General features: G+C 40.1%; 27 protein-coding genes, 1 other RNA gene and 1 pseudogene. 24 read left to right on the top strand and 5 right to left on the bottom strand.

Annotated features, from left to right (window positions below):
• Positions 1-151 precede the first annotated feature (151 nt).
• The 8 genes from GKC25_RS09110 to GKC25_RS09075 all read left to right on the top strand — a co-directional run bounded on the left by GKC25_RS09110 (position 152) and on the right by GKC25_RS09075 (position 6,028).
• A complete protein-coding gene (locus GKC25_RS09110) occupies positions 152-364 on the top strand; it encodes a DUF6501 family protein (RefSeq protein WP_012010250.1) in 213 nt (70 codons plus the stop codon).
• 49 nt (positions 365-413) lie between these two features.
• Positions 414-551 (top strand): DUF4025 domain-containing protein, encoded by a 138-nt coding sequence (locus GKC25_RS09105; RefSeq protein ID WP_223249850.1) that lies wholly within the window; start codon positions 414-416, stop codon positions 549-551.
• Between the two features lie 445 nt (positions 552-996).
• Entirely contained in the window at positions 997-1,335 is a 339-nt protein-coding gene (locus GKC25_RS09100; protein WP_024422682.1) for a PH domain-containing protein, read from the top strand.
• Positions 1,336-1,507: 172 nt separating this feature from the next.
• Positions 1,508-2,155: an SDR family oxidoreductase gene (locus GKC25_RS09095; protein ID WP_034660919.1), complete on the top strand. Its 648-nt coding sequence runs from the start codon at positions 1,508-1,510 to the stop codon at positions 2,153-2,155.
• A 91-nt stretch (positions 2,156-2,246) separates the two neighbouring features.
• Positions 2,247-2,747, top strand: a complete 501-nt coding sequence (locus tag GKC25_RS09090) for a TraR/DksA family transcriptional regulator (RefSeq protein WP_034660918.1) — start codon at positions 2,247-2,249, stop codon at positions 2,745-2,747.
• Between the two features lie 132 nt (positions 2,748-2,879).
• A non-coding RNA gene (ssrS, locus tag GKC25_RS09085) (6S RNA) lies at positions 2,880-3,065 on the top strand.
• A gap of 133 nt (positions 3,066-3,198) precedes the next feature.
• On the top strand, positions 3,199-4,980 hold the full coding sequence (recQ, locus tag GKC25_RS09080; RefSeq protein WP_187703916.1) for a DNA helicase RecQ: 1,782 nt from the start codon (positions 3,199-3,201) through the stop codon (positions 4,978-4,980).
• 256 nt (positions 4,981-5,236) lie between these two features.
• Positions 5,237-6,028 (top strand): LysM peptidoglycan-binding and 3D domain-containing protein, encoded by a 792-nt coding sequence (locus GKC25_RS09075; protein ID WP_187703915.1) that lies wholly within the window; start codon positions 5,237-5,239, stop codon positions 6,026-6,028.
• 152 nt (positions 6,029-6,180) lie between these two features.
• Here the strand turns inward: GKC25_RS09075 and GKC25_RS09070 are convergent, their stop codons facing one another.
• Entirely contained in the window at positions 6,181-6,693 is a 513-nt protein-coding gene (locus GKC25_RS09070) for a GNAT family N-acetyltransferase (RefSeq protein WP_034661967.1), read from the bottom strand.
• Between the two features lie 198 nt (positions 6,694-6,891).
• Here GKC25_RS09070 and GKC25_RS09065 point away from each other — a divergent pair, with 198 nt between their 5' ends.
• From GKC25_RS09065 to GKC25_RS09040, 6 genes and pseudogenes are all read left to right on the top strand, one after another.
• Positions 6,892-7,431 (top strand): DUF420 domain-containing protein, encoded by a 540-nt coding sequence (locus tag GKC25_RS09065; RefSeq protein WP_003215636.1) that lies wholly within the window; start codon positions 6,892-6,894, stop codon positions 7,429-7,431.
• Positions 7,432-7,599: 168 nt separating this feature from the next.
• Positions 7,600-8,742, top strand: coding sequence for a citrate synthase (gene mmgD / locus GKC25_RS09060; RefSeq protein WP_034660915.1), 1,143 nt, complete (start codon positions 7,600-7,602; stop codon positions 8,740-8,742).
• 2 nt (positions 8,743-8,744) lie between these two features.
• Positions 8,745-10,181 carry a bifunctional 2-methylcitrate dehydratase/aconitate hydratase gene (locus GKC25_RS09055; RefSeq protein WP_106031095.1) on the top strand — a complete coding sequence of 479 codons (1,437 nt, stop codon included), beginning with the start codon at positions 8,745-8,747 and terminating at the stop codon, positions 10,179-10,181.
• A 12-nt stretch (positions 10,182-10,193) separates the two neighbouring features.
• Complete coding sequence (prpB, locus tag GKC25_RS09050; protein ID WP_034660913.1) at positions 10,194-11,111, top strand: methylisocitrate lyase; 918 nt, start codon at positions 10,194-10,196, stop codon at positions 11,109-11,111.
• A gap of 132 nt (positions 11,112-11,243) precedes the next feature.
• A pseudogene (locus GKC25_RS09045) lies at positions 11,244-11,490 on the top strand (transposase); the annotation flags it as partial.
• Between the two features lie 273 nt (positions 11,491-11,763).
• The gene (locus GKC25_RS09040) at positions 11,764-12,849 is read left to right on the top strand and encodes a hypothetical protein (protein WP_034660912.1); all 1,086 of its coding nucleotides are present in this window, start codon (positions 11,764-11,766) and stop codon (positions 12,847-12,849) included.
• 115 nt (positions 12,850-12,964) lie between these two features.
• Here the strand turns inward: GKC25_RS09040 and GKC25_RS09035 are convergent, their stop codons facing one another.
• Together GKC25_RS09035 and GKC25_RS09030 are read right to left on the bottom strand one after the other, a co-directional pair.
• Positions 12,965-13,627, bottom strand: coding sequence for a lysozyme family protein (locus tag GKC25_RS09035; protein ID WP_034660911.1), 663 nt, complete (start codon positions 13,625-13,627; stop codon positions 12,965-12,967).
• A 97-nt stretch (positions 13,628-13,724) separates the two neighbouring features.
• Positions 13,725-15,050, bottom strand: a complete 1,326-nt coding sequence (locus GKC25_RS09030) for an APC family permease (protein WP_034660910.1) — start codon at positions 15,048-15,050, stop codon at positions 13,725-13,727.
• A gap of 186 nt (positions 15,051-15,236) precedes the next feature.
• Here GKC25_RS09030 and czrA point away from each other — a divergent pair, with 186 nt between their 5' ends.
• A complete protein-coding gene (gene czrA, locus GKC25_RS09025) occupies positions 15,237-15,566 on the top strand; it encodes a Zn(II)-responsive metalloregulatory transcriptional repressor CzrA (RefSeq protein ID WP_007500691.1) in 330 nt (109 codons plus the stop codon).
• 32 nt (positions 15,567-15,598) lie between these two features.
• Here the strand turns inward: czrA and GKC25_RS09020 are convergent, their stop codons facing one another.
• Positions 15,599-16,123 (bottom strand): mother cell-specific membrane sporulation protein, encoded by a 525-nt coding sequence (locus GKC25_RS09020; RefSeq protein WP_066030776.1) that lies wholly within the window; start codon positions 16,121-16,123, stop codon positions 15,599-15,601.
• 118 nt (positions 16,124-16,241) lie between these two features.
• Between GKC25_RS09020 and GKC25_RS09015 the strand changes: the two genes are divergently transcribed.
• The 7 genes from GKC25_RS09015 (at position 16,242) to GKC25_RS08985 (ending at position 22,256) form a co-directional block, all read left to right on the top strand.
• A complete protein-coding gene (locus tag GKC25_RS09015; protein WP_034660908.1) occupies positions 16,242-17,174 on the top strand; it encodes a helix-turn-helix transcriptional regulator in 933 nt (310 codons plus the stop codon).
• Between the two features lie 54 nt (positions 17,175-17,228).
• On the top strand, positions 17,229-17,702 hold the full coding sequence (locus tag GKC25_RS09010) for a GyrI-like domain-containing protein (RefSeq protein WP_034660907.1): 474 nt from the start codon (positions 17,229-17,231) through the stop codon (positions 17,700-17,702).
• Between the two features lie 37 nt (positions 17,703-17,739).
• Entirely contained in the window at positions 17,740-18,459 is a 720-nt protein-coding gene (locus tag GKC25_RS09005; RefSeq protein WP_342689765.1) for an MBL fold metallo-hydrolase, read from the top strand.
• Positions 18,460-18,462: 3 nt separating this feature from the next.
• Positions 18,463-19,035 (top strand): TetR/AcrR family transcriptional regulator, encoded by a 573-nt coding sequence (locus GKC25_RS09000; protein ID WP_034660905.1) that lies wholly within the window; start codon positions 18,463-18,465, stop codon positions 19,033-19,035.
• A gap of 147 nt (positions 19,036-19,182) precedes the next feature.
• On the top strand, positions 19,183-20,064 hold the full coding sequence (locus tag GKC25_RS08995) for a hypothetical protein (protein ID WP_095285281.1): 882 nt from the start codon (positions 19,183-19,185) through the stop codon (positions 20,062-20,064).
• Entirely contained in the window at positions 20,027-20,632 is a 606-nt protein-coding gene (locus GKC25_RS08990) for a DUF4166 domain-containing protein (RefSeq protein WP_095285280.1), read from the top strand. Before GKC25_RS08995 ends, GKC25_RS08990 begins: the two co-directional genes overlap by 38 nt.
• Positions 20,625-22,256: a YndJ family protein gene (locus GKC25_RS08985; RefSeq protein ID WP_095285279.1), complete on the top strand. Its 1,632-nt coding sequence runs from the start codon at positions 20,625-20,627 to the stop codon at positions 22,254-22,256. The genes GKC25_RS08990 and GKC25_RS08985 overlap by 8 nt, the downstream gene beginning before the upstream one ends.
• On the opposite strand, the gene GKC25_RS08980 is transcribed toward GKC25_RS08985, so the two are convergent.
• Positions 22,246-22,725 carry a site-2 protease family protein gene (locus GKC25_RS08980; protein WP_034660901.1) on the bottom strand — a complete coding sequence of 160 codons (480 nt, stop codon included), beginning with the start codon at positions 22,723-22,725 and terminating at the stop codon, positions 22,246-22,248. The genes GKC25_RS08985 and GKC25_RS08980 overlap by 11 nt on opposite strands.
• Positions 22,726-22,956: 231 nt before the next feature.
• On the opposite strand from GKC25_RS08980, the gene csaA reads away from it, so the two are divergent.
• Together csaA and GKC25_RS08970 are read left to right on the top strand one after the other, a co-directional pair.
• Positions 22,957-23,289, top strand: coding sequence for a chaperone CsaA (csaA, locus tag GKC25_RS08975; protein WP_187703913.1), 333 nt, complete (start codon positions 22,957-22,959; stop codon positions 23,287-23,289).
• A gap of 513 nt (positions 23,290-23,802) precedes the next feature.
• Positions 23,803-25,194: an MFS transporter gene (locus tag GKC25_RS08970; RefSeq protein ID WP_106037685.1), complete on the top strand. Its 1,392-nt coding sequence runs from the start codon at positions 23,803-23,805 to the stop codon at positions 25,192-25,194.
• Positions 25,195-25,213: the final 19 nt, after the last annotated feature.

Here is a 25,213-nt window from a genome sequence, read left to right as displayed (position 1 = left end):
TGAAGCAAATGAACCAGTATACGCACACATATGTAAACGTATACATTTATCATATTACACGACATGTTTGAAAGCAATCCATAACACTCATTGCATTTCACGAAAAATTGGCTACAATAAATGTATAGATGAAAAAAGGAGTTTTTAAATTATGATCCATCAAAACTGGCAAACGGCTCAAACGTTAAAGCAAGTAAAATGTATACATACGAATGCGAAAAAATATATGGTCGATCGAGCACTAACGGTTGGAAGCACATATGAAGTGAAAAATGAGACAGAAGAATTCCTGTTTGTCGTTGATAATACAGGTAAAGTAGGCGGGTATTATAAAGAGTATTTCGAAGACATTTCTGCTGAATGATTTTAGTGATCATCACTCATACTAAGAAAAACAGTAAAGGGTGATGATGATGAAAAAGAAGCAAACAGACGAGCAGAATAATCAAAATGCTTGGCATGATCACGAAGATGCTGATATGGCGATTACGCTTGAGCAGATTTCCGATGTATATGCCGAGGGAACCATTGATACACCAAAAGACGAATAGTCCAGATTGTTGACAAAGTGCTAACATGATCTTTATTTTAGCACTTTGTCTTCTTTTTCAGCGTGATGAAAACCTTTGCAGTCTAGGAAGGACGAGTACCGGAGCGGAGCGAATTTGACATTCGTGAGCACCGGCGCGCAGGACTGACAAAGAATGCGAGGGTTTGTCTACACGCTGACAGTGATTTGAAAAAATCACTGTTTTTTTATTGGTAACATTCAGCAATTTTTCTCAAAAAGAACTGAAACTTTTTTCCTGCTTTAACTGTCTAAATAAGTAGAGGAAAGAGCATCGAATCAAAAAGAAAAAGTTAAATGAAATTTAATCTATTCGTAATGGAATAACGACCATTTATAGCGTATTCTATAAGTGAGAATAAAACGTACCCACAGAGCGTGCGTCCGTTTTTTCATAAAGGAATTTGATGGAGGAAGAGGGGGTTTACGTGGGTATTTTTTCTGTCAGTAAACAAAATGATAAGAAATTCGAATCCTTACTAATTGAAGGGGAAAGAATTGAGGCTGTTTACAGACTGCGTCACGACCAAATTTGTTTCACCAATAAACGACTGATCTTTGGCGATAACCGCGTATTTTCTAAGAAGAAAGTCAGGGTCTCCTTGCCGTATCGATCAATTGAAAGTTTTGCCATTCAAGAAGCTGGCGTGTTTGATCAGGACACAGGTATGCTGCTTGTCACAAGCTCAAAAGTATTTGAACTCGATTTTTCGAAAGAGACGGATTTGAGTGATGTGCAAGCCATTTTGACAAAACATCTTTGCTGATCAACCTTGCGATTACATAGATCATGCACTTTTCTCATTCTACTTATTTTAATAGATCGCACATTGCCTGAGCCCTTACCCATATTTTCTGGGAAGGGCTTTTTTTGTTTAGGTGTTTGAATGATAGCAAAAAAGGATAAAGATGAAACAGATACAGAAAGGAGAATGAACAATGAAAGTATTAGTTGCTGGAGCAAATGGACATACAGGCAGGCTCGTCATTCGTTATTTAAAAGAAAAAGGACATGAGCCGCTTGCTCTCATTCGAGATGAAAAACAAGCGGATGCGCTAAAGGAACTTGGTGCAGCGCCTGTCATCGGTGATCTTGAAAAGGATGTGACAGATGCTGTGAAACAAGCAGATGCTGTCATCTTTGCAGCTGGTTCAGGCTCAAAAACAGGTGCAGATAAGACGATTGCAGTGGATCAAGAAGGTGCAAAACGCCTTGTCGACACAGCGAAAAAAGAAAACATTCAGCATTTTGTTATGCTGAGTTCCTATAATGCCGATGATCCAAACCAGGGAAAAGGGCAAGGAAGTATGGAAATTTATTATGAGGCGAAAAGAAAAGCAGATGAACACTTAAAACAGTCTGGGCTTTCCTATACCATCGTCCGCCCAGGTGCCTTGCTGCATGAGGAAAAGACAGGAAAGATTGAAGCTGCGGAGCATATTCCAGATGATCAAAACATTGAGATTTCAAGAGAGGACGTAGCCGCTGTACTTGTGGAAAGCTTAACGGAATCCAATGTGAAAAATAAATCCTTTGACTTGATTAAAGGGGATAAACCAGTAGAAGAAGCACTTCGCACCATGTAAGAGAAGAAAGCTGCTGCCAAAAAGGCGGCGGCTTTTTTGATGTTTTCAATTCCCTTGCAGCGGGAAGGTAATGAGAAAGGAGTGATTGACCGTGGGCTTAACGAAAGAACAAAAAGCTGATTTATACGAAAGATTGAATCAATTAAAGGGAGATGTAAAAGGATCAAAAAAGAAAGAAGAATCTATGCTAAGTGAATCCAGCGAGATTTCAAATGGTGTTGGGAACCATATCGCTGATCATGGGAGCATCTATTTAGACCGCATGACAGAACAAACGCTGGATCAAGTTGATGGCGAGCTTGAAGACGAAATTGATGCAGCACTGAAACGAATGGAAGACGGAACATATGGGATATGTGAGAAAACAGGGAAAGACATTCCATATGAACGTTTAAAAGCAGTCCCCTATACACGTTATTCAATCGATGCGAAGAAAAACGAAGAAACGACTCAAGACCCAAACGAGTTTGACCGTAATTTCTCTGATCAAATGCGTGATTTAACAAATAGGGAAACAATGGATCAGATGCATTCAGATACGTATGAACGATTAGAGGAAGAGCAGGATGTTGATATAGACGAAGAAAAATAGGATAATAAGTTGAAGTTACATTTTTTCAGAATAATGTTTTCTTATGTGTGCAAGGACAAATATCTTGTATATATAAGTATTTCTTAGAAAAAAGATCTCTTGAAATTTAATAAACTTTCGTGTAATATAGTTTAAAGGCTGCGATGCGCGTAATGTTAATTAAGTTTTAACCTTTAAGCTGTAATAGGGAGTTTTATATTGAAGCCGGAATGTCATGCCTCCTTAGAGAGGAAGACAGGAACGTTTCTGCAAACACCCACTTTGAGGAGTGGTGGTTTAAAACTTTCTTACTTAGATTACGGCATCCGCAGCTTTTCCTAGGATGATTCAAGCCATTTTCCATTTCGGAAAATGGCTTTTTATTTTGTGAAAATGCGAAATTGGACAGATCGCCTGTAGAGGCAAGAATATATGTTAAAATGGACAAAACTAATGACGGAGAGGGAATTGGATGTTAGAACAAGCAGAAGCACTCCTGAAACAATACTATGGCTTTGATGTCTTTAGAAAAGGACAGAAACAAGCCATTGAAGCGATTGTAAATAAACAAAAGGATACTGTCTGCATTATGCCGACAGGCGGTGGGAAGTCAGTTTGCTATCAGATCCCTGCCCTCATGATGGAAGGTACAACGATCGTTGTATCTCCGCTTATTTCTTTAATGAAGGATCAGGTCGATGCGTTAAATGAGATGGGAATACGTTCTTCCTTTTTAAACAGCACACTTTCCGCAGCTGAAATGAATGAAAGGCTGAAAAAATGCGAAAATGGGGAATATGAGCTGCTTTATATCACACCTGAACGCTTACAAAATGAACGTTTTTTTCAGCTGCTGGATCGGTTAACGATCCCTTTAATCGCGATTGATGAAGCGCACTGTATATCTGAGTGGGGGCATGATTTTAGGCCAAGTTATCGCTTCATTCAAGAATGCTTGAACAAGATGTCAAAAAGGCCGGTGATTGTCGCATTAACAGCTACAGCGACGAAAAAGGTTCACCAAGATATATGTGAACAGCTTGGCATGAACGGAGAAGAAACCATCTTTACTGGGTTTGCTAGAGAAAATTTGTCCTTTCAAGTGATCAAAGGGGAAAATAGTGACCGTTTTATCACACAATATATGAAGAAAAACAGTCTTGAGTCTGGCATTATTTATACAGCAACTCGTAAAGAAGCGGATAACATTTATAATCGACTAAAAAAACAAAAGATCAAAGCTGGCGTTTATCATGGCGGATTGGATGACCATACGAGAGAAGAGCAGCAAAACCTGTTTTTAAATGATGACATCCAGGTTATGGTCGCTACATCAGCATTTGGCATGGGAATCAATAAGTCGAATGTACGTTTTGTGATCCATCATCAAATTCCAAGGGATATTGAAAGCTACTATCAAGAAGCTGGGCGTGCCGGCAGAGACGGGCTTGAAAGTGAGTGCATTTTACTGTTTTCACCACAAGGCGTAAGAGTGCAGCGCTTTCTCATTGAGCAGTCAACAGAAGATGAGGTGCGCTATCAGCATGAACTGCTTAAATTAAGGCAAATGGTGGACTACTGTCATACCGAGCAATGTCTGCAGCAATTTGTGATGGACTATTTTGATCAAACAGCTAGTTCGCCTTGCGGTAAATGCAGCAACTGCCTTGATGAGAGAGAGCGTGAAGAGGTCACAAGAGAAGCACAGATGGTGTTATCTTGTACAGTGAGGATGAATGAGCGATTCGGTAAAATGATGATAGCCCAAGTACTGGCAGGCTCTAAAAACAAAAAAGTGCTTGAGCTAGGTTTCGACCGTCTCCCTACATATGCTTTAATGAAACAACATTCGGCTCAGCAAATCAGTGACTTCATTGAATTTTTAATTACAGAAGAGTATTTGCACATGTCTGAAGGTGCTTACCCAACACTTAAGGTGACCCATAAAGGGAAGAAAGTGTTAGTTGGACAAGAGACAGTGTATAAAAAGCAGGCGATCAAAGCAGAGGCCATTCAAGAAAATGATGCATTATTTGAGCGATTGAGATCGCTGAGAATGAAGCTAGCCAGAGAGCAAGGTGTCCCGCCGTTTGTTGTTTTTTCTGATCAAACATTGAAGGAAATGTCAGCTGTAGAGCCTCAAACAGATGAAGAATTACTCCAAATTAAGGGGATTGGCGCTCAAAAAAGAGAGAAATACGGAGATGTTTTTTTAGAAGAAATTCGTTTATTTATAGAAAAAGAGAAAAAATAAAGTGTTTAAAGAAGAAAAATAAATTTTTTTCGCTGCACTTGGACACGTTTTCATCAGGTCGTTTTCGATCCTTTTAAAACCTTGATATGGCGGGGAATCAAGCCGTTTTGTGGGCTGATTTACCAATGGAGAGAGATGTTTCATGTAAAGGAACTGTAATCTAAAACATATCGTTTTGTTATTGAAATGACATTTACATATGTTACGATAGCACTCGTTAGCCGCCATAAAAAGCTAACAAGGGAGGATTTACTTTATGAAGAAGACTATTATGTCCTTGGTTGCTGTTGCAGCAATCTCAACAACAGCATTTGGAGCGCAGCAAGCTTCTGCAAAGGAAATCACTGTGAAGAAAGGTGATACACTTTGGGGAATCTCTCAAAAAAATGATGTGTCTCTAAAAGACCTAAAGGGTTGGAACAATTTATCTACTGATATGATCTATGTAGGTGATAAATTGACAATCTCTTCAAAAGAGAAAACTCAGGAGCAGTATAAAGTCCAGAAGGGGGACAGCCTCTGGAAAATCGCTCAAAAATTCAATGTGTCAATTAGCGATATTAAGTCTTGGAATAACTTAAACTCAGATATAATTATGGTTGGTTCAACACTAAGTGTTGCTGGTCAAAGCTCGGCTCCGGTAAGCTCAGAACCTGTTCAAAAACAGGAACCTGTCCAAAAAGAGCAAACAACGAAAAAAGCTGCTCCTAAAAAGGAAACAGCTAAAGTAGAATCATCTTCTGCTAGTCAAAGTGTACAAAAAGAAATGACTGTTACGGCTACGGCTTATACAGCAAATGATGGTGGCATTTCAGGTATCACTGCAACAGGGGTAAACTTAAACAAAAACCCAAACGCAAAAGTCATTGCAGTAGATCCTAATGTCATTCCACTAGGAAGTAAGGTTTATGTTGAAGGCTACGGTGAAGCCATCGCAGCAGATACTGGCGGCGCAATTAAAGGTAACAAAATTGATGTACATGTACCAAGCAAATCCCAAGCGCAAAATTGGGGCGTAAAATCAGTCAAAGTAAAAGTACTTAACTAGTAAACAATTGTTTTTTGGAAGAAAGCATCAGGTGGCGGCCTGATGCTTTTATTATACCCTTTTTTTGGTCAAAAATACACATATTTTTCTGAAAAGTTTGCATTTTCGACAAAAACCAGCGCATATCTTATGATACACGCTGGTTTTTGTCGTTAGCTGTCCACCCAATAAATTTCTCCGCTTTGTTCTTTCCAATTGATTTGGACATCAAATTGATGTTTTTCATAAAAATGAATCAAGCGGTCCACGTGATTCCAGTCCCTTTTGACGAGGTCGCCAGTAATCACTGGTATGTTCTGCTCTCTTGCGATTTCTTTTAAATGCTTCATACAGATGGAGCCGTACCCATTATCTGGCGGGCCTTTAATATCGGCAATATGAATCTTTCCTTCTTCAGGATATTCCGCAATTAAGGAAAAATCAGATTGTCCGCGATAAGCTTTTTCACAATCGCTCAACATAATTTTACATGTATCTGCACTTTCAATGGCAGAGACGATCATCCACTCATCTTCTTTCGCTTGATCGATGCCAATGATTTTTGCTTTTTTCGAAATATCTTTCATATTTTCTTGCATTCGATACATTTGGAACTGCAATTGCTGTAATTCTTGCTCTAACGTCTTCACATCTTTGGCTGTTTCCTGTAAGATTGACAAGTCCATTACTCCTTTCATATCAGAAATGATAAAAATCACATAAATTCCAATTCTAAAGGAAGTGGATGGATCTTTCAAGCCGTTAGAACGCCTGCAACCCTTAAGTTTGTCTAAAATTCGACGAAGACAGCGAATTCATTGACTTTATAGAGAAAGTTAAATAACATACTCTTAGTCGGAACTAATAAAGAGAGGTTTTCAAACATGAACGAACAGAATCAAAAACCGAAAAATTTCACTGGTATTGTGATCATTTTAACAATTGCCATAAACGGATTAATCGCTTTATTATTTTTAATGCCAAAATCAGATAAATTTAGTCATCTGGATATTACATTTTTGCCGTTACTTAATGCCGTGATGAACAGCTTTACGTTTATCTTTTTACTTTCAGCACTCATCATGATTAAACAAAAGAACATTAAAGCGCATAGACGATTTATCTTTGCTGCATTTTCAACGACACTTGTCTTTTTAATTTCGTATGTGACATATCATTCAATGGCAGCTGATACCCATTTCGGAGGAGAAGGGATCATCCGTCCAATTTACTTCTTTATTTTAATCACACATATCGTCTTATCAGCTGTAATTGTACCGCTTGCCCTGATTACTCTGTTTAGAGGCGCACAGATGCAAGTCGAGCGTCACCGTAAAATTGCCCGCTGGACAATGCCGCTATGGCTTTATGTCAGTCTCACTGGCGTCATTGTGTATATGATGATTTCTCCATATTACAGCTAACGTATGCCCAACTGGACATACGTTCTTTTATTTACAAGAGGCAGTGCTTTGGATAAAATGGGAATTGGGTATCCGACTTGCACGGTATCTTCCCATCTATAGACTCACATCATTTCTGGCCGTTTGCTCGTTTGGAGAACAACAATTGAACGAAACGGGGGTTATATGATGACTGAACAACTGCATTATAAACCGGGGCTTGAAGACATTGTGGCAAGCGAAACGTCTATCTCATACTTAGATGTGCAGCAAGAAGAAATTGTAATTCGCGGGTATGACCTCATCGAGTTGGCACAAAAAAAGACCTATTTAGAAACAGCCTATCTGCTTATTTATGGAAGATTACCAGATACCATGGAATATCACCAATTTCAGCAAGACATTTCCTCACAAACCAACTTACATCCAACCATTCAAACCATTTTAACAAAGCTGCCAAAAACCACTCATCCTATGGATGCCATGAGAACGTGCATATCTGCTCTTAGTGGGTACGATGATGCATTACATGATCGATCAGAAGCGTGCCAGCAAAGGCGTGCTGTTCGATTACTCGGCCAGCTGCCGGCCATTGTTGCTGGAAGCTATCATATTCTCACAAAAGACGCCGCTATTTCTCCAGATCAGACCAAATCCTACACTGAAACCTTTTTAGCCATGCTCACAGGACGTACTCCAACACAAGACGAAATCACCGCTTTTGACCAAACACTCACATTATATAGTGAACATGAACTGCCTAATTCAACGTTTGCCGCCAGAGTCATCGCATCCACACATTCTGACATGTATGGTGCTTTTACTGGAGCGATTTCTTCATTAAAAGGTGACTTGCACGGGGGAGCGAATGAAGCTGTCATGCACATGCTTCTCGAAGGAAAAACAACGGAAGGATTCCTTGCGCTGATTGAACGAAAATTAGCCGCAAAAGAAAAAATGATGGGCTTTGGCCACAGGGTATACATGAGAAAAATGGACCCAAGAGCCGCTCTTTTAAAACGATCATTGAAAACGCTTACGGAATCAAAGGGAGATACAACGCTTTATGACATGTGTGCAGCAGGCGAGGCATACATGAAAGAGAAGAAAAACCTCTATCCGAATCTTGATTATTACGCCGCACCTATTTATTACGTGCTCGGGATTCCAATTTCACTTTATACACCGATTTTCTTTGCTGCTAGAGCTAGTGGATTAGCAGCCCATGTTATTGAACAGCATTTGCATAATCGCATTTTTAGACCGAGAGTCCGGTATTTAGGGCCAAGAGGATTAAAAGTCTCAGATGATGATAGAAAAACGGGGGAATGAACATGAATAAAACAGCAGTCGCCAATCAAACGGATCAGCTATTGGAAGAAATCGCAGCCTATGCAGTAGACGGGGAGATTACGAGCAAAGAAGCCATTGAAACAGCGCGGTATGTACTGATAGACACACTCGGCTGCGGAATGCTGGCGCTCAATTTTCCGGAATGTACGAAGCATCTTGGCCCCATCGTACCTGGTACCGTTGTGCCTAACGGAGCAAGAGTTCCAGGCACTTCGTTTGTGCTAGATCCTGTTCAAGCGGCTTTTGATATAGGCTGTATGATTCGCTGGTTAGATTATAATGACACGTGGCTTGCAGAGGAGTGGGGACATCCGTCAGATAACTTAGGCGGAATATTAGCTGTAAGTGATTACATCAGCAGAACGCGGCTTGCAAACGGTGAAGAGCCGCTTTCGATGAATGACGTACTGCATGCGATCGTCAAGGCACATGAAATTCAAGGTGTGCTCGCTTTAGAAAATTGTCTGAATCGAAATGGTTTGGACCATGTGTTATTTGTCAAAGTGGCAACAAGTGCTGTTGTGTGTGCATTGCTTGGCGGAACAAAGGAAGACGTGCAGCATGTTTTATCGCAAGCGTTTGTTGATAATTCTCCGCTTAGGACGTATCGCCACGCCCCAAACACAGGATCAAGGAAATCGTGGGCAGCGGGTGATGCAACAAGCCGCGGGGTAAGACTGGCAATGATGACACTAAAAGGGGAAATGGGCTATCAAACACCGCTTAGTGCTGAGAAGTGGGGCTTTGAAGATGTTCTTATGCAAGGAAAATCTCTCACACTCGCTCAGCCGCTAGGATCATACGTCATAGAAAATGTGCTTTTCAAAATTGCTTATCCTGCTGAGTTTCATGCCCAGACGGCTGCAGAGGCCGCTATGATGCTGCATGACGCTGTAAAAGATCGATTAGATGAAATAGACCGGGTAGAGATTACAACACATGAATCAGCGATTCGGATTATTGATAAGAAGGGGCCGCTGTATAACCCAGCAGACCGCGATCATTGCTTGCAGTATATTACCGCGATTGGATTGATCTATGGTGAGCTGACAGCTGACCATTATGAAGAAGAAACGGCGCGAAATCCGGCCATTGATCGTCTCCGGGATCAAATGGTTGTCAAAGAAGATAAACGTTATACAGCAGATTATTTAGATCCGAAAAAGAGATCAATAGCAAACTGTGTGCAGATCTTCTTTAAAGACGGGACGATGACAGACCGAATCGAAATTGAATACCCGCTTGGTCATCGCAGAAGAAGACAGGAAGGCATTCCGCTGCTTGAAAAGAAATGGGTCTATCATTTGAAGACAAGATTTCCACAAAAACAAGTGGATCAAATTGTGTCACTCTGTCAAAATCCAAATCAATTAAAAACAACAACCGTACCAGCATTTATGGACCTATTCGTCATATAAGGGGGAACTAGTGTGTGGATCGTGAATGATGAATCAAGTCAAGCAGATTTAGCCGCAGCCTTTAAAGAACAAATGCACAAATCAGCTTTATTTCAAATCCCAGGCGTTCACGATGGAATGTCTGCGCTTTATGCAAAAAAAATGGGCTTCCAAGGGCTCTATTTATCTGGCGCCGCTTTTTGTGCCAGCAAAGGACTGCCTGATCTCGGCATGATCCATTCAACGGAAATGGCTGAAAAAGCGAAGGAAATCATTCGAGCTTCTCAGCTGCCGCTTTTGGTCGATATGGATACTGGCTATGGCGGCGTATTGAATGCTGCAAGGGCGGCCAAAGAAATGGTAGAGAGCAAGGTGGCAGCTGTTCAAATTGAAGATCAGCAAATGCCGAAAAAATGCGGACATTTAAACGGAAAATCGCTCGTTCCAGTAGAAGAGATGATCGCGAAAATCAAAGCCATCAAACAAGCGGCACCAACGCTTTTGGTGATTGCAAGAACCGATGCAAAGTCTGTAAACGGGATGGAGGATGTCATCCGCAGAGGCAATCTTTATGTCGAAGCAGGAGCTGATGCTATTTTTCCTGAGGCGCTCATTACAGCTGAAGACTTCACGCATGCGTCAAGCAGCATAAAAGGACCTCTTCTTGCAAATATGACGGAGTTTGGTAAGACTCCTTATTATCATGCAGATGAATTTTCGATGTTTGGATTCCAAATGGTCATATACCCTGTGTCATCACTCAGAGTCGCTGCAAAAGCGTATGAGCGTTTATTTACAGAAATCATGGAGAAGGGGACGCAGCAAGGAATGCTGAAGGACATGCAAACGAGAAAAGAGCTGTATGAAACGATTCAATATGATGAATATGAGGAAATGGATCAGCATTTAGCGAAAACGATCCTGCCGGAAATCGGGAAAGAACAGCGATAAAATGAAAAGCACTTCCGTTTAGGAAGTGCTCAGGCTGTCGAGAAAATCTCGACAGCTTTATTTTTTTCCTTAAAGTTTCCATTCCCCCATTTTATAATAGAAAAAAGCAAACTAAAGGAAGGTGTTTTTCTCATGTTCCACACTAGAAATTCTTCTCAGCACGAAGCTGAATTTGTATTACTAGATCAACTGGTCGAAGAGGATCACCTGCTTCGTAAAATTGATCAGTACATTGACTTTTCATTTATCGTAGATAAAGTAAAACCGTATTATAGCGAGAATAAAGGTCGCCCTTCTCTTTGATCCACTTATTTTGTTCAAAATGATGTTTATCGGATACCTTTACGGTATCCGTTCTGAAAGACAACTTGAAAAAGAATAAAAAAGATTGTAGAAAAACATGAGTTTCTCTACAATCTGAGCACTTCCATTTAGGAAGTGCTTTTCATTTTATGATAATTAAGAATGAGTTAGATAATGAGATTTTGAAATGTTAATTATTCTTTTAAACATTTTTTTGCTACAAATAAAGTTTAAGGTCTTATGTTGTAAATAAATACCTTATAAGTTATAATTATGAATTAAAAAATATTTCAATAATCTTGAATCCAAAAGATTAATATATTCAAAATTAGTATAAGTAGGTGTTTTAATGAGGAACAAAGAAGTTTTTTATAGTGATATTCAAAAAAGAGCACAATCTATTTATGAAGGCTATCAAGATATAATGAAAAATACTTCAAGAAAAGATATGTCTCTTTCAGAAACTCAATTAAAATTCTTTATAAAAAATGATGGACGTTTAGGCGGAAAAGCTTGGTGTAAAGATAATATTGACCATATAGAAATAAATACAGGAGTAATTAGCAATTTTTTTGATTATTTTATTGGTTTTGCAGAAGAATTAAACCACAAGTTTATAAATGATTTACATTTTAAAATAAGCAAAAAACAAGGAGATGATGTATCATTCTTGCTTCTTTTACAAGATGAAAATAAGGAGGGGATAATATTAAATAATGAAACAATAGATTATAATTTAGCAAGTTTTCTTACTGTTTTTGTATCCAGATTCATTTTAACTCATGAATTAGGGCATTTACTCAACGGTCATTGTCAATATTTGAATAATAACGATTTAAGTTATATCCCTATGTATTACATTAATAGAAGAACTAATAATATATCTCCATTAGATATTAAAACTATGGAAATGGATGCTGACTTTTTTGCAGGTACAGATAGTTTTAGATATTTATTAATATTATATAATCATTTTGAAGAAAGAGTTGATCCCGCTTTATTGATAAAGCCAATTGATTTGTTTTTTTGGTGGTCTTTTGCAATTAGAAGTAATTTTTTAATTTCACAACATATATTGAATGATGAAGAGTATTCGACTGATAGGACACACTTACCAAGTGTAGCGCGATTTGTCCTAATACTAACTTCAATTGTAGAGAGTATAGATAATGGTATTTACAAAATAAATTATCGCAGTGGGGATAGTGAAGAGAAACTAGTAAAAAAGCTCCTAGATGGAGCAATGTATGCTGAAGAATATTATAATTCAAAATTCCATACAGAATATGCTATGACTGAAACTATGAAGAATGAAAAGTATGTAAATACAGTATCAGATTTGGAAACTAACTGGGATAATTTAAGAAATAAATTAATCAGTTTTTCGAGGCTCCCACTATTTGAAAGAAAAAATAGGGATTTTACATTAGAATGAACTGTATTAAGCCGACTTTGTGAAAATTTTATCACTAAAGATTTGTGTGTAGCATTTTTCTCATTGATATAATCAAACTATGTTAGTACTGATTATACCAATGAGAAATGTTTTTTTACGATGATGGTGTGGATGATGAAGCCAATTTCATCTTTTCTTCAACTGTTTTCGTTTTTTCTTTTACTTTTTCAGCATAAGTGAAATCACCGTAGCAATACGGATAGCGGAAGTTATCTTTGTTGCCTCCGCACGTATAGACTTCGGGGTTTTGTTTCACTTGCTTTTTGGAGTATTGCTTTGCCAATTTCTCGGAATGTTTTCCCCCGTTTTTTGCAACAAAATCAATATAGCCGATTCCCATATTATAGCTTTGAATAATGGTTTCCAAATCAACGCCTTTTTTCTTCCCATGCTTGTACATAGTAGAAAAATGATGGACTCCTTGTCTAATGCTTTTCTGAGGGTCATTGATTTCATTTCGTTTCAAACCAAGAGATTCAGAGGACTGCATTGGATCTCCGCCTCTGCCTTTTGATTCTTGATACATCATACCGAGGATTAACGCGGTATATTGATCTAAATCTTGATCTCTTAGCTCTGTTTCTACAAGCGGCTTGTAATCATCCAATCTCGACAAAACAATTGATTCCGTATCAATCGGCAGCTTTTTTAATTCCTTTTGATTAAAGGACATGACAATGGCTGCTAATACGAAAACAAACAGAAAAATCGTGAAGCAGCCTGAAATGGCAAAACATCCTGTTTTTTTCTTTTTCAAGGTCAGTTCACCCCTGTTTTGCCCCGCTTTTAAAAGGGAAGTACAGCCTTTTTATTATGCCATATCCTGCACAGGATACCAAGTGAAAACCTTATAATCAATCATACCCAAATGTAAATTCGGGTCTTGTTTTCAATCTGTAGCAGAAATAAACAAAACCGATAATCAGCCAAAGCATACCAATGATTAATGCATTTGTACTGATGCTCGTTAACAGCCAAATACAAAAGGCCGTCCCGCACAGAGGGATCAATGCGTATCTCAATGTATTGAGTACACCTCTTTGTTTTTGTCTGACGAAATAGTACGCAAAAACAGACAAGTTCACAAAAGTGAATCCAATCAACGCGCCGAAGCTGATAAAGGAATAAATGACTTCAAGTTCGCCAACGACTGCGGTTAAGGAGAAAGCACCAATTAATAAAATATTAAAAACAGGGGTTTTTAATCTCGGATGAATATATCCGAAGAAACGCTTCGGTAACGACTCATCTCTACCCATTGCATATAACAGCCTTGCTGCACTTGCATGTGACGATAAGGAAGAAGAGATGACAGCGACCATTGTGCCAGCTAAAAAGAACGAGTGGAGAAATGCGCCCCCCACAAATTCCGCAATTTCAAGTGAGGCAGCATCGGGATGCTTGAACTGTTGAAAATTTGGAAATACCTGCTGCAAAAAATAAGACGTCAAGGTAAACAGTACGCCTCCAATGGCGACGGTTAAGAAGATGGCAAGTGGGATCGTCTTTTTTGGCTTAATGGTTTCCTCAGACATGGTCGAAATTGCATCAAATCCTAGAAACGAAAAACATAAAATGGTCGCTCCTGAAAAAATAAGCGCTGGTTCTAAGCTCGCTGAATAAAAAGGCCGGGCGGACAATAATTCTCCACTTCCAGCGTTTTGTGTGAGCCCATAAATAACAAACCCAACAAAAGTGACGGCGACAATGACCTGGAAGGTCACAAATAGTGCCGTGATGTTGGCTGTAAGCCGAATACCGATTACATTGACAGTCGTTATGGCGATAGCAAGTATGATGATCCAAATGTAATGAGGTACATCAGGAAAGGCTGCGGTTAAATAAGCACTTCCGATCGCAAAATTCACCATAGGCAAAAATAAATAATCCAGTAAAAGTGTCCAGCCCACAAGGAAGCCGACATGAGGATGAATACTTTTTTGCGCATATGTATAAGCAGATCCTGCTTTTGGAAAAGCCTTCACCATATTCCCATAGCTAAGCGCTGTCAATAGTAATGCAAGTAACGTAAATATATAAGCTGCAGCGACGTGTCCTTTCGTCAGCTGAGCAACAATGCCGTATGAATCAAATACGACAAGTGGATCCATATAAGCAAGCCCGATCACAACAAGTGGAAAGACAGTCAGGCTGCGTTTTAGTCTTGGCTCTTCAGTCAATTTGCCTATCAGCTCCTCTAAAAAAATGAATAAATAATGCTCATTTTAAAAAGAATGCTACCAAGTGTCAATGCTATTTGAGTAAATCTTTTTTCTAAAGTGTGCCCGCTTTGCATGCCGGACGTTTTGGTATATGATGATACAGAGAATAAGTCGTGATTTGACGGACAAGAAAGGTGAAGCAAAATGAAGGAAGAACTGAATACAAATCAAGAACAGGAACGGATGGAGCTGGATGAAGAAAGTCTATTTCTTGTCTCCCAAACCTTTAAAGCTTTATCTGATCCGACTCGTATTCGAATTCTGCACCTGCTGTCTCAAGGTGAACACTCGGTAAATGATATAGCAGAAACACTGAATCTCATGCAATCAACCGTTTCTCATCAGCTGCGCTTTTTAAAAAACCTTCGTCTCGTGAAATCTAGACGAGCAGGGACCTCGATTTTTTACAGCCCTGAAGATCAGCATGTGATGGAAGTGCTTGAACAGATGATTCACCATGCACAGCACGATTAATAAAAAACCTTCCTACGCCTATAGGAAGGTTTTTATGCATGATGCACATGTGTCGATCGTTTACTTGCTTTCATCATGTGATAAGAAAAAACAACATAGTAAGCAGCTAAAAGAAAAAAGCTGAGCATGGTCATCGCATCATCGCTCACGATATGCTGATATAGTTCAACGACACTGATCTTGGTCATCGAATGGTTTGTCAGCTCAACCAGCTTAAAACTAAGCCTGGATAAAAACAAACATAAAATGAAGCTTTCAATCCATTTACTCGTTTTCATATACAGCCGGCCATTTTCTTCTTTCATTCGAATCGTCTGATAGGCATGAATAGCCAGGCTGCTTCCAAAAAGCATGCCAATAGCGGCATAGATGAAGATACTGTGATTTTGCCATCCTTCTGATAGGAGAATAAGGGCAGAGAGACCAAAGATATACATTCTCATCAAAAGACTGATGGGGCGTACAAGCTGATAGCGTCTCATTCGATTCATTCGAATCATGATGCAGATCAACATAATGCTCCCAATCATGAACAACTGCCACACGTTATGTGTCATGATGCAACCTCCTCCTGCACGTGCAGGGATGTAAACGAATGCTGGCTGTTACTTATCTTTACCATTCTTTCTTTTTTTATCAAAACAAAACCTACATTTATGAAAAAGAGGAAAAGTCATGAAAATCGACCGCATTTTATCTATTGTGATGCTGCTCATTAGCAAGAAGCAAGTACAGGCGAAAGATCTTGCTGAACTCCACGAAGTGAGCGTGAGGACCATTTATCGTGATATTGATACCATCAATCAAGCGGGAATCCCTATTGTGACAACCCAAGGAGCAGGTGGAGGCATTTCACTTGTTGAGGACTATCGTTTAGAGAAAAAATTATTTACCGATGATGACATCGAGGTCATTTTAACAGCCCTCGAAAGCATGACGAGTGCGTACTCCTTTAAAGAAAGTGAGCATGTACTGAAAAAAATCAAATCGCTCATTCCCACGCATACGGGTGAGAGCGAAAAACAGCATCATGTCTTCATTGATTTAAGCTCCTGGGGAAAAGACAGCCAGGCTGAGCAGAAGCTCCAGCTCATCCATACAGCTGCCTCAGCGCACCAATATATTCAGTTCACCTATCGCAATGCGAAAGGCGAAACACTTCCACGCAAAGTGGAGCCTTATACGCTTGTTTTAAAAGGAAGGCATTGGTATTTGTATGCGTTTTGTTGTGTGAAAAAAGCTTTTCGTCTGTTCAAACTGACCAGAATGACGGGTCTTGTCACCATTTCAGGATATTTCCAACCGAAAAGAATCAAAAACGAAGAGAAGCCTTGGAATGACTCTTGGCAAGAACAACCATCGGTCAGCTCTGTCACGCTCAGGTTAACGGAAGCATCAGTGGGCAAAGTGAAGGAATGGGTGGATGAGAACGAATTGAACGTATGTTCAGACGGAAGCTATCTTGCCACCATCACTGTACCTCAAGATGATTGGTTAAATAGTTTCCTATTCCATTTAGGTCCAGATGTCGACATTCTTTCCCCGAAGCATGTCAAAGAAGCGTTTGATCTCCAGTTGAAACAATTTCTCAAACGAATGGAAACTTGACACAATGTTGTCAGGTTTCTTTTTATATGATAGAAAAAAAGGAGATGAGAATGTATGTACGATATCGTGACATTAGAGAAACAATGGATGAAAGGGTTGTCTGTTCGAACAACAAACGAAATGGAGCTGACAAAAGAGCGGAAGATTGCACCTCTTTGGCAGCAATTTTTTGCGCAGCAGCTTCACGGGGGACAAGCGCCCGTCATAGGGCTGTATTCAGATTATGAAAAAGATGAGCATGGCTCTTATTTATTCACAGCGGGACACTTTGTGGATCAGCACTTAGAACATGTAAAAGAGATTCCCTCGTCCACGTACGCAAGATTTCGAACGAGAAAGGGGCCGATTGAAGAAGTTGTGCTTGAAACATGGCAGCAGATTTGGAATTGGGATCAGCGTTATTTTCGCACATATACAGGGGATTTTGAATGGTACGATGAAAGGTCTATTGATCCAAAAGAAGCGCAAATCGATATTTATATTGCGGTCGATGAAAAAATAGTTGCTAAAACTAATAGTATTAGTTAATATAAAACTAACAACATTAGTTTTGGGGGGACACTTGATGAGATTGACAACTTTTGACCGTCTGCACCAGCTCACATTGATGCCGCGATTATTTCCGGTAAATTGTTATGTATTTGAGGAAGAGAATGGGCTCATCTTAATTGATGCTGCTTTAAAAATGGCAGCAAAGCCGATCATCGAATTTGCCCGTCAAAAGAACAAACCCATACACAAAATTATTCTCACCCATAGTCATATGGATCATATAGGCGCATTAGATGAAGTGAAAAAAGTTTTTCCAGAGGCAGTCGTCTATTTATCAAAACGCGATGCCCGCCTATTTGAGGGTGACTTATCCTTGCTTCCTGGCGAACCCCAGCAAAAAATCAAAGGCAGTTTTTCGAGAAATATTCACACAAAACCGGATGTGCTTGTCGAAGAAGGAGATGAGATTGGGCCGCTGAAAGTCATTGCGACACCAGGGCACACACCTGGCAGCATTTCCTTATACGATGGAAGGTCAGGAGTTGTGATTGCTGGGGATGCCCTTGTAACAAAAGGCGGCTTATCAGTAACGGGTGAATTTCGCTGGACCTTTCCGTTCCCGGCCTTTGCTACATGGGATGCAGAAACCGCACTCAAAAGTGCCGAAAAATTACTGGCACTTCGCTTATCCTGTCTTGCTGCAGGACATGGCGATCTCATCATAAAACCTCATGAAAAGCTGCAAGCTGCCGTTCGTAAAAGGCAGCAGCAGCTGAAGAAAGGGGAGCAGTAAACCGTGTCTCCAAGAATGGGTATCACGCAAGAAAAAATTATGGATACAGCAGCTGCATTTGTTGATGAAGAGGGGTTTTCTGCATTGACCATTGCTACATTGTCTAAAAGGCTGAACATCAGACCGCCTTCCCTTTATAATCACGTATCCGGTCTTCATGAGATTCAGGCGGCACTCGCAGTAAAAGGGCTGTCCATGCTTTGTGAAGAAGGCATACACGTAACAGAGGGGCTGGATAAAGAAGAAGCTGTTTTAGCCTTCGCCAGGCAGTATGTTGAATTTGTCCGGGAACATCCAGGCCTCTATGAAGCTGCCTTTTCACATATGGATGAGAAAAAAGTAAGAAGCGAGGCAGAGCGCCTTGCTGAATTTGTCCAATCCATCATGTCCCGCTTTGGTGTAAAAGAAGAAGAGATGACACATGTGGTAAGAGGACTAAGAAGCTTATTGCACGGCTTCGGTGATATTTCAAATAAAAAGGGATTTCAACGAAAAGAACAGCTTGAAGACAGTGTGAGCTATGCGGTCAGGCTTTATATCTCAGGTGTGTTGCAAAAAGAAGATCTGTCTCATTGACAGGTCTTTTTTTGCAGTGAATCGATATCTTAAAAGGGCGGCCGTCTTGAAGAATTTTTTTAACAGAAAACGAATAAAGATTTGACAGTTTTGTGAAACATGGTATGCTTGTTATGTGAAATAATTCACATAGAGGAGTAGAGGCAGATGAAAAGAAAGCCTGTTTATGTGGAAACAACCATTCATGCACCTATAGAGAAAGTCTGGGAATATACGCAAAATCCAAAGCTTCATGAACAGTGGGATTTGCGTTTTTCAACCATTTCATTAAATGAACCCCAAAATGAACAGCCCCAATCCTTTTTGTATGAAAAGCATCTTGGGTTTGGTTTAAGTGTCACAGGGACAGGAGCGTATCGAACAAGAATGATGGATGAACGGAATGACCGGGCATCCTCACTCAATTTCAAATCGTCGCACCCATTGTCTTTTATCAAAGAAGGCAGCGGCTACTGGAAGTATATGAAAACAAGCGATCACATTGTATTTCAAACTCAATTTGATTACGAAACGAAAGAAGGAAAAGGTTGGACATGGGCAGACCGGATTCTTTTTCGCCCGATGATAGGATTTATGACGGCCTTTAGTTTTGGCGCTTTAAAGACGTGGCTTGAAAAGGGAACGCATCCTCGGTTATTACTAGAGAGAACACTTGCTCATTACGGGATTTGTTTGCTGTTTGCCATCGTCTGGCTATGCCAAGCGGTCATCCCTTTTTCACATTCTGCTTTTGATCATAGCATGGGATTTCGATTGTTTTATGCGCTTTTAGGTGTATCATGGCTGATTCCTAAGCTGTCAAAAAAATATCTTTTCATTCTACAAAGCATTTTTTTTCTGATCATGCTTTGTATAGGGATCCTATCCCCGCAAACGACGCTTCATGAGCCGCTTGTGATGAGTGCATTTTTCATCTTGTCGATTGCAGGTATGATCAATTTAAGAGATTGTATAGATGTATTTTCCATCAAACGAAAAAGGGGAGGTAGACATGGTCGTTCATCGTCATCAAGTAAAGGATTACGATAAGCTGCATCCAAAACTAAAAGAGAGATACAACCGCGCGTTTTCTGCTGAAGGCACCATGGAGGAGATAGGCGGCGGGTCAAGACTCATTCGATTGATCTTCAGAATTGGTCCATTGTTTCGCTGTTTTTTCCCTGAGAGAGGAAAAGATATTCCTTTCCAAATTGTCAATGAGCCCTTTGTGACAAATAAGGGGGAGGAAGGGATGCACTGGTATCGAACGTTTTATTTCCCAAAGCAGGAGCGGCACTTTGATGCAGATATGATCATTGAACAGAAGAGTCATACAGTACTAGACTACTTTGGAAAGCCTAGACTTCTTGTGTCAGAGCTTCATTTTACAGTAACAAAGCATGGTTTCCTGCGTATTCAATCCGGCCGGCAGAAGTTTTTGATGTTCGGCAGGGAATGGCCGCTGCCTTCATGGCTTTATGGTGTGTCAGATGTAACGGAAGGCTACGATGAGCATGCAGGTGAATATACCATTGATGTCCACGTGAAAAATCGCCTGTTTGGTACTCTTTTTACATATAAAGGCCGTTTTACAGAAAGGGTGTCTCCTGATGAATAAGTGGCATTTGACATCCAGTCTGATCTTTATGTCTTTTTTTATCGCCACCCGTTTGATGACAGGTCCGATAGCAGAATTTTTTGTTCTCATGGCGATTCTATTTTTTCTTCCCGCTGCCTTACACTTTTTTAAGAAAGAAGGGAAGAAACAAAAGCCAGGGATGCTGATCGGCTTTTTAATGAAAGCCTTTCCACTAGCGGCTCTTTGTGCAACCGCTGCTTTTATCTATCATTCCGCCTGGTTTGCATCGGGCTGGCTTTTATATACATTCCTGTTGGCGTTATTTGGCTTTGCTCGTTTGCTGAAAAGAGGAATCTTTCCGCTTCATGAGCTGATGATCGATGGCGCATGGATGTATATCGCTTTAGGCGGGCTTTGGTTTTGGCTGTACACAGCAGATATACAGGTGATGACATTTTCGCCGATCATTGTTCTTTTGACCGCTATTCATTTTCATTACTCGGCTTTTTTTATCCCGCTTTTTTATGGATTATTAGGGAGACAGCGAACAAAGGAGACAGCTTTATACAAAGCGGCGGGCTGGGTGATTTTGCTGTCGCCTGTGATGATTGCTGTTGGGATTAGCTTCTCCCGTCTATTTGATACGTTCAGCGTCATTCTTTATGTGGTTGCCCTCTACATATATGGAATCCTTTGTGTGAAAACAAGATTTCGGTTAACTTTCGCAAAAGGTCTTGTTGTGTTTTCTAGCTTTGTTTTAATGGGGACGATCGTGTTATCTCTTCTTTATTCAGCGGGTATGCTTATGCGCGTGACCTACATCAGCATTGATCAGATGATTTGGTTTCATGGCAGTATCAATGCTTTTTTTGTGATTTTGCCAGGTTTAATTGGCTGGGTGATCGAAGGACCGAAGGATCAATTGAAGCAGAAGGATTTTCCGATTTCGAAAGTGCATGGTCGCTTTCATTTGATCTCTTTTCAAGAGGAAAGAGTGCACGATCGAGAGAAGCTCGGTTTAGTCGATTCACTTGATGAATTAAATGGAACGACATTTTCAGCTGATCGGGTTTCACCTGTGATTCGCAGATTTTATGAGAACCCTATGGCTTTTACGTTAAAAGCAGCCGTCAGCTTTCATTGGTGGGTGAGGCCTTTTGTTTTTTTACTTCAGCCAGTGTTTAAGAAAATAGGTCAGCTTTATTTGGGGTCATCTCGTATTCCTTATGAAATGCCGGGAAGCCTTTGTAGATTTCAACACCCTAAGGAAGAAAGAGAGAATGTGCGTGCGTGGATTCGTCATAACGCAAAAGGGGAGCAAGTCTTTTTTGCACTTTATGCTCTTCATCACGATGCAGCTGCGGGTTATATGAATATTGCGCTGCCGCTTCCGTATTCTCAGCTGACTGCCATTTTAAAGCCTTTTAATGAAAAGGAAGACTTTCTATTAAAAAGCACACGTCCAAAAGGCAGTACCGGTGACGAAGGATTGTATTTACATACGCCATTTATCACCATGAAACTGCCAATGGAAGAAAGCTTTCATATGAAGCCGGAGACAGATCAAAGTCTCACAGCGGTACACCAAATGAAGCTGTTCGGTATTCCTTTTTTAACGATTCATTATCATATTGACAGCGAAAGTCATCATGTTAGTCAATGATGTCACATGGTTCACCGTGCCGAATGATGTTCACAATCGCTTGCCCATCACTCGGATGATGATCTGCATACTGGACTGGCAGCAGTGCAAAAAATACATAGTAGACTGAGAAGTAAGCAAATTGATAGAAAAATTGGTGCTCTGGCAGGAAATCATTGGCGATCATTGTATTCAGTATGAGAACACTGAGCAGGTTGCATAATGAACCGCCTAAGTAGACAAGAATGTGCGAAAATCGGTTATTTTTCCTCATTTCTTCATAGTGGCAAAATGCATCTAGAAAATAGATTCGTCTAATTTCAACGACGCCTACTTTCAACACTTTTTTGCCTCTGCCAAGAGCAAAGGAAACCTTTGCCCCAAACATCCACGCGACCACAATATGGCCAAGCTGATGCAGGATGGCAACGATAGGAAGAATGACGAAAAACGACCAGCAAAACGTCCACATATCCGATAATGTAAACAAGTGTGAACCCTCCCCAATATATTCGGGAGGAAGCAGTAGGATTATTTGCCATTTTACTGAATTCATTTTCAGGATGCAAACATTTAATACACGACTATAAATTTATTATGTAAACTAAAAGGGTGATTTTAGCGCTGAATAGGCTTTTTGAACCTCCTTTTTGACGAAATGAATGTGCTACAATGGATAATCAATAGATTACGTTACCTTTCGTGAAGGGGAGAGAGTCATATGGCAGATATTGAACAGTTTTTGGCGTTAGATATTCGTGTTGGGACGATCATAGAAGCAGAATTTTTTGCAGAGGCAAGAGTGCCTGCGTTGAAACTCAAGATTGATTTTGGTGAAGAAATTGGTGTAAAACAATCTAGTGCTCAGCTGACAAAGCGTTATACAGCGGAGAATCTTACCGGCAAACAAATTGTAGCAGTCGTTAATTTCCCGCCAAGAAGAATTGCAGGGTTCAAATCAGAAGTGCTTGTCTTAGGAGGCGTGCCATCAAAAGAAGACGTGGTTTTGCTAGCCACAGATGAACCGGTTGAGAATGGAACAAAAATAGGGTAAGAAAAAAGACATCTTCCTCAGAAGATGTCTTTTGCGTATTGAGGCGGAATAACCACACGCCACATTCGTGTGTGTCTCAAAGAGACATGTTACCCGACTTACACAATTCAGCTCATCGCTTGATTAATATAGCATGGGATGAGCTTGAATGCAACCATTAAATGAATTCTTTCAGATTTTCATGTCATTTTACAAGATGAATGACAAGAAATCGATTATTTGGATTATTTTTTCAAAAAATATTGAAAAGTCAGATCAGATTTTATAAAATGAATTCATCTTAGTTTGTTTGGTCAATAAACTAAGGTGAATTTCAAGCATTGATTCCTATATTGAAGGAGATGATTCCGTCATTCAACTGATTTGCTGCTTAAATGGGCTAAGCTGAAAGGATGAGATGTTCAGCTACATTTTTACAACAAATTGAAAGCGCTTTATATTTCCCGCATTGATTGCTGCTGCCCTCCATCATCTGTTCGTTAGAAGAGGCTAAGTGAAGAAGGGAGAAAGCTCATGGTTAGTGAGAATTTAAAGAAGATTCGTATGTCTGAAAAAGTGGGATATGCTTCAGGGGATTTCGCATGTAATTTGATTTATGCAACTGTCTCTACGTATCTATTATTTTTTTATACAGATGTGTACGGTTTATCAGCGGCAGCAGCAGGGACGATGTTTTTGGTTGTTCGCGCCATCGATGCGCTTGCAGATCCATTTATTGGTGCATTGGTGGACCGGACGAACAGCCGTTTTGGCAGGTTCAGACCTTACTTGTTATTCGGTGCGTTTCCTTTCGTCGTACTTGCCATCCTTTGCTTTACAACACCTGATTTTTCCGAAATGGGTAAACTCATTTATGCCTACATCACGTATGTTGGTTTATCGCTTACATACACATTCATCAACGTTCCTTATGGTGCTTTAACTTCCGCAATGACAAGAAATAACCAAGAGGTTGTCAGTATTACGTCCGTTCGTATGGTTTTTGCCAATCTAGGCGGTCTAGTTGTGGCTTTTTTTGTTCCTTTTCTTGCGACCTTTTTAAGTGATACGACAGGAAATACAGCACTCGGCTGGCAGATGACGATGGCTTTTCTCGGCGTTCTTGGCGGTGCATTACTGATTTTCTGTTTTAAAAGCACGAATGAACGTGTCACGCTTCAAAAGCCAGAGGAAAAGATTAAATTCAGTGATATCTTTGTCCAGTTGCGAGTGAATCGTCCGCTTGTTGTATTAAGCATTTTCTTTATTATTATTTTTGGTGTGAACTCGATCAGCAACTCTGTTGGGATCTATTATGTGACGTATAACCTTGGCAGAGAAGATTTAGTGAAATGGTACGGACTCATTGGCAGTCTGCCAGCTTTAATGGTGCTGCCGTTTATTCCTAAGCTGCACAAGCTGTTAGGAAAGAAAAAGCTGCTGAATTATTCTTTATTGCTGAATATCGTAGGTCTTCTTGCATTACTTGTGATACCGTCGAGTCAAATCACTTTAATACTTGTTTTTAGGCTCGTCGCTGCTGCGGGGAGTATTACAGCCGGTGCTTACATGTGGGCACTTATTCCAGAGACTGTTGAATATGGCGAATATAAAACAGGGAAAAGGATGGGCGGGCTCATCTACGCAGTCATTGGGTTCTTCTTTAAATTTGGGATGGCATTAGGCGGGATTGTTCCGGGGCTTGTACTCGATCGATTTGGCTATGTCGCGAACCAAATACAGACACCAGAAGCATTACTTGGCATTTTAATCACGGTAACGGTGATTCCTGTATGCTTACTGATTTTAGCGATGATTGATATTAATTTTTACAACCTAGATGAAGAAAAACACAAAAAAGTTGTAAGGGAGCTTGAGAATAGGGATCAAGTATATATCGATCATATGGATGATTTTAAAATGTAGGTCGTGAAGAGGAGGAAGT

This window comes from Bacillus pumilus (assembly GCF_038738535.1).
Lineage (GTDB): Bacteria > Bacillota > Bacilli > Bacillales > Bacillaceae > Bacillus.
Note: the sequence above shows the minus strand (reverse complement) of the source record. Positions and strands in the feature narration are given on the sequence as shown.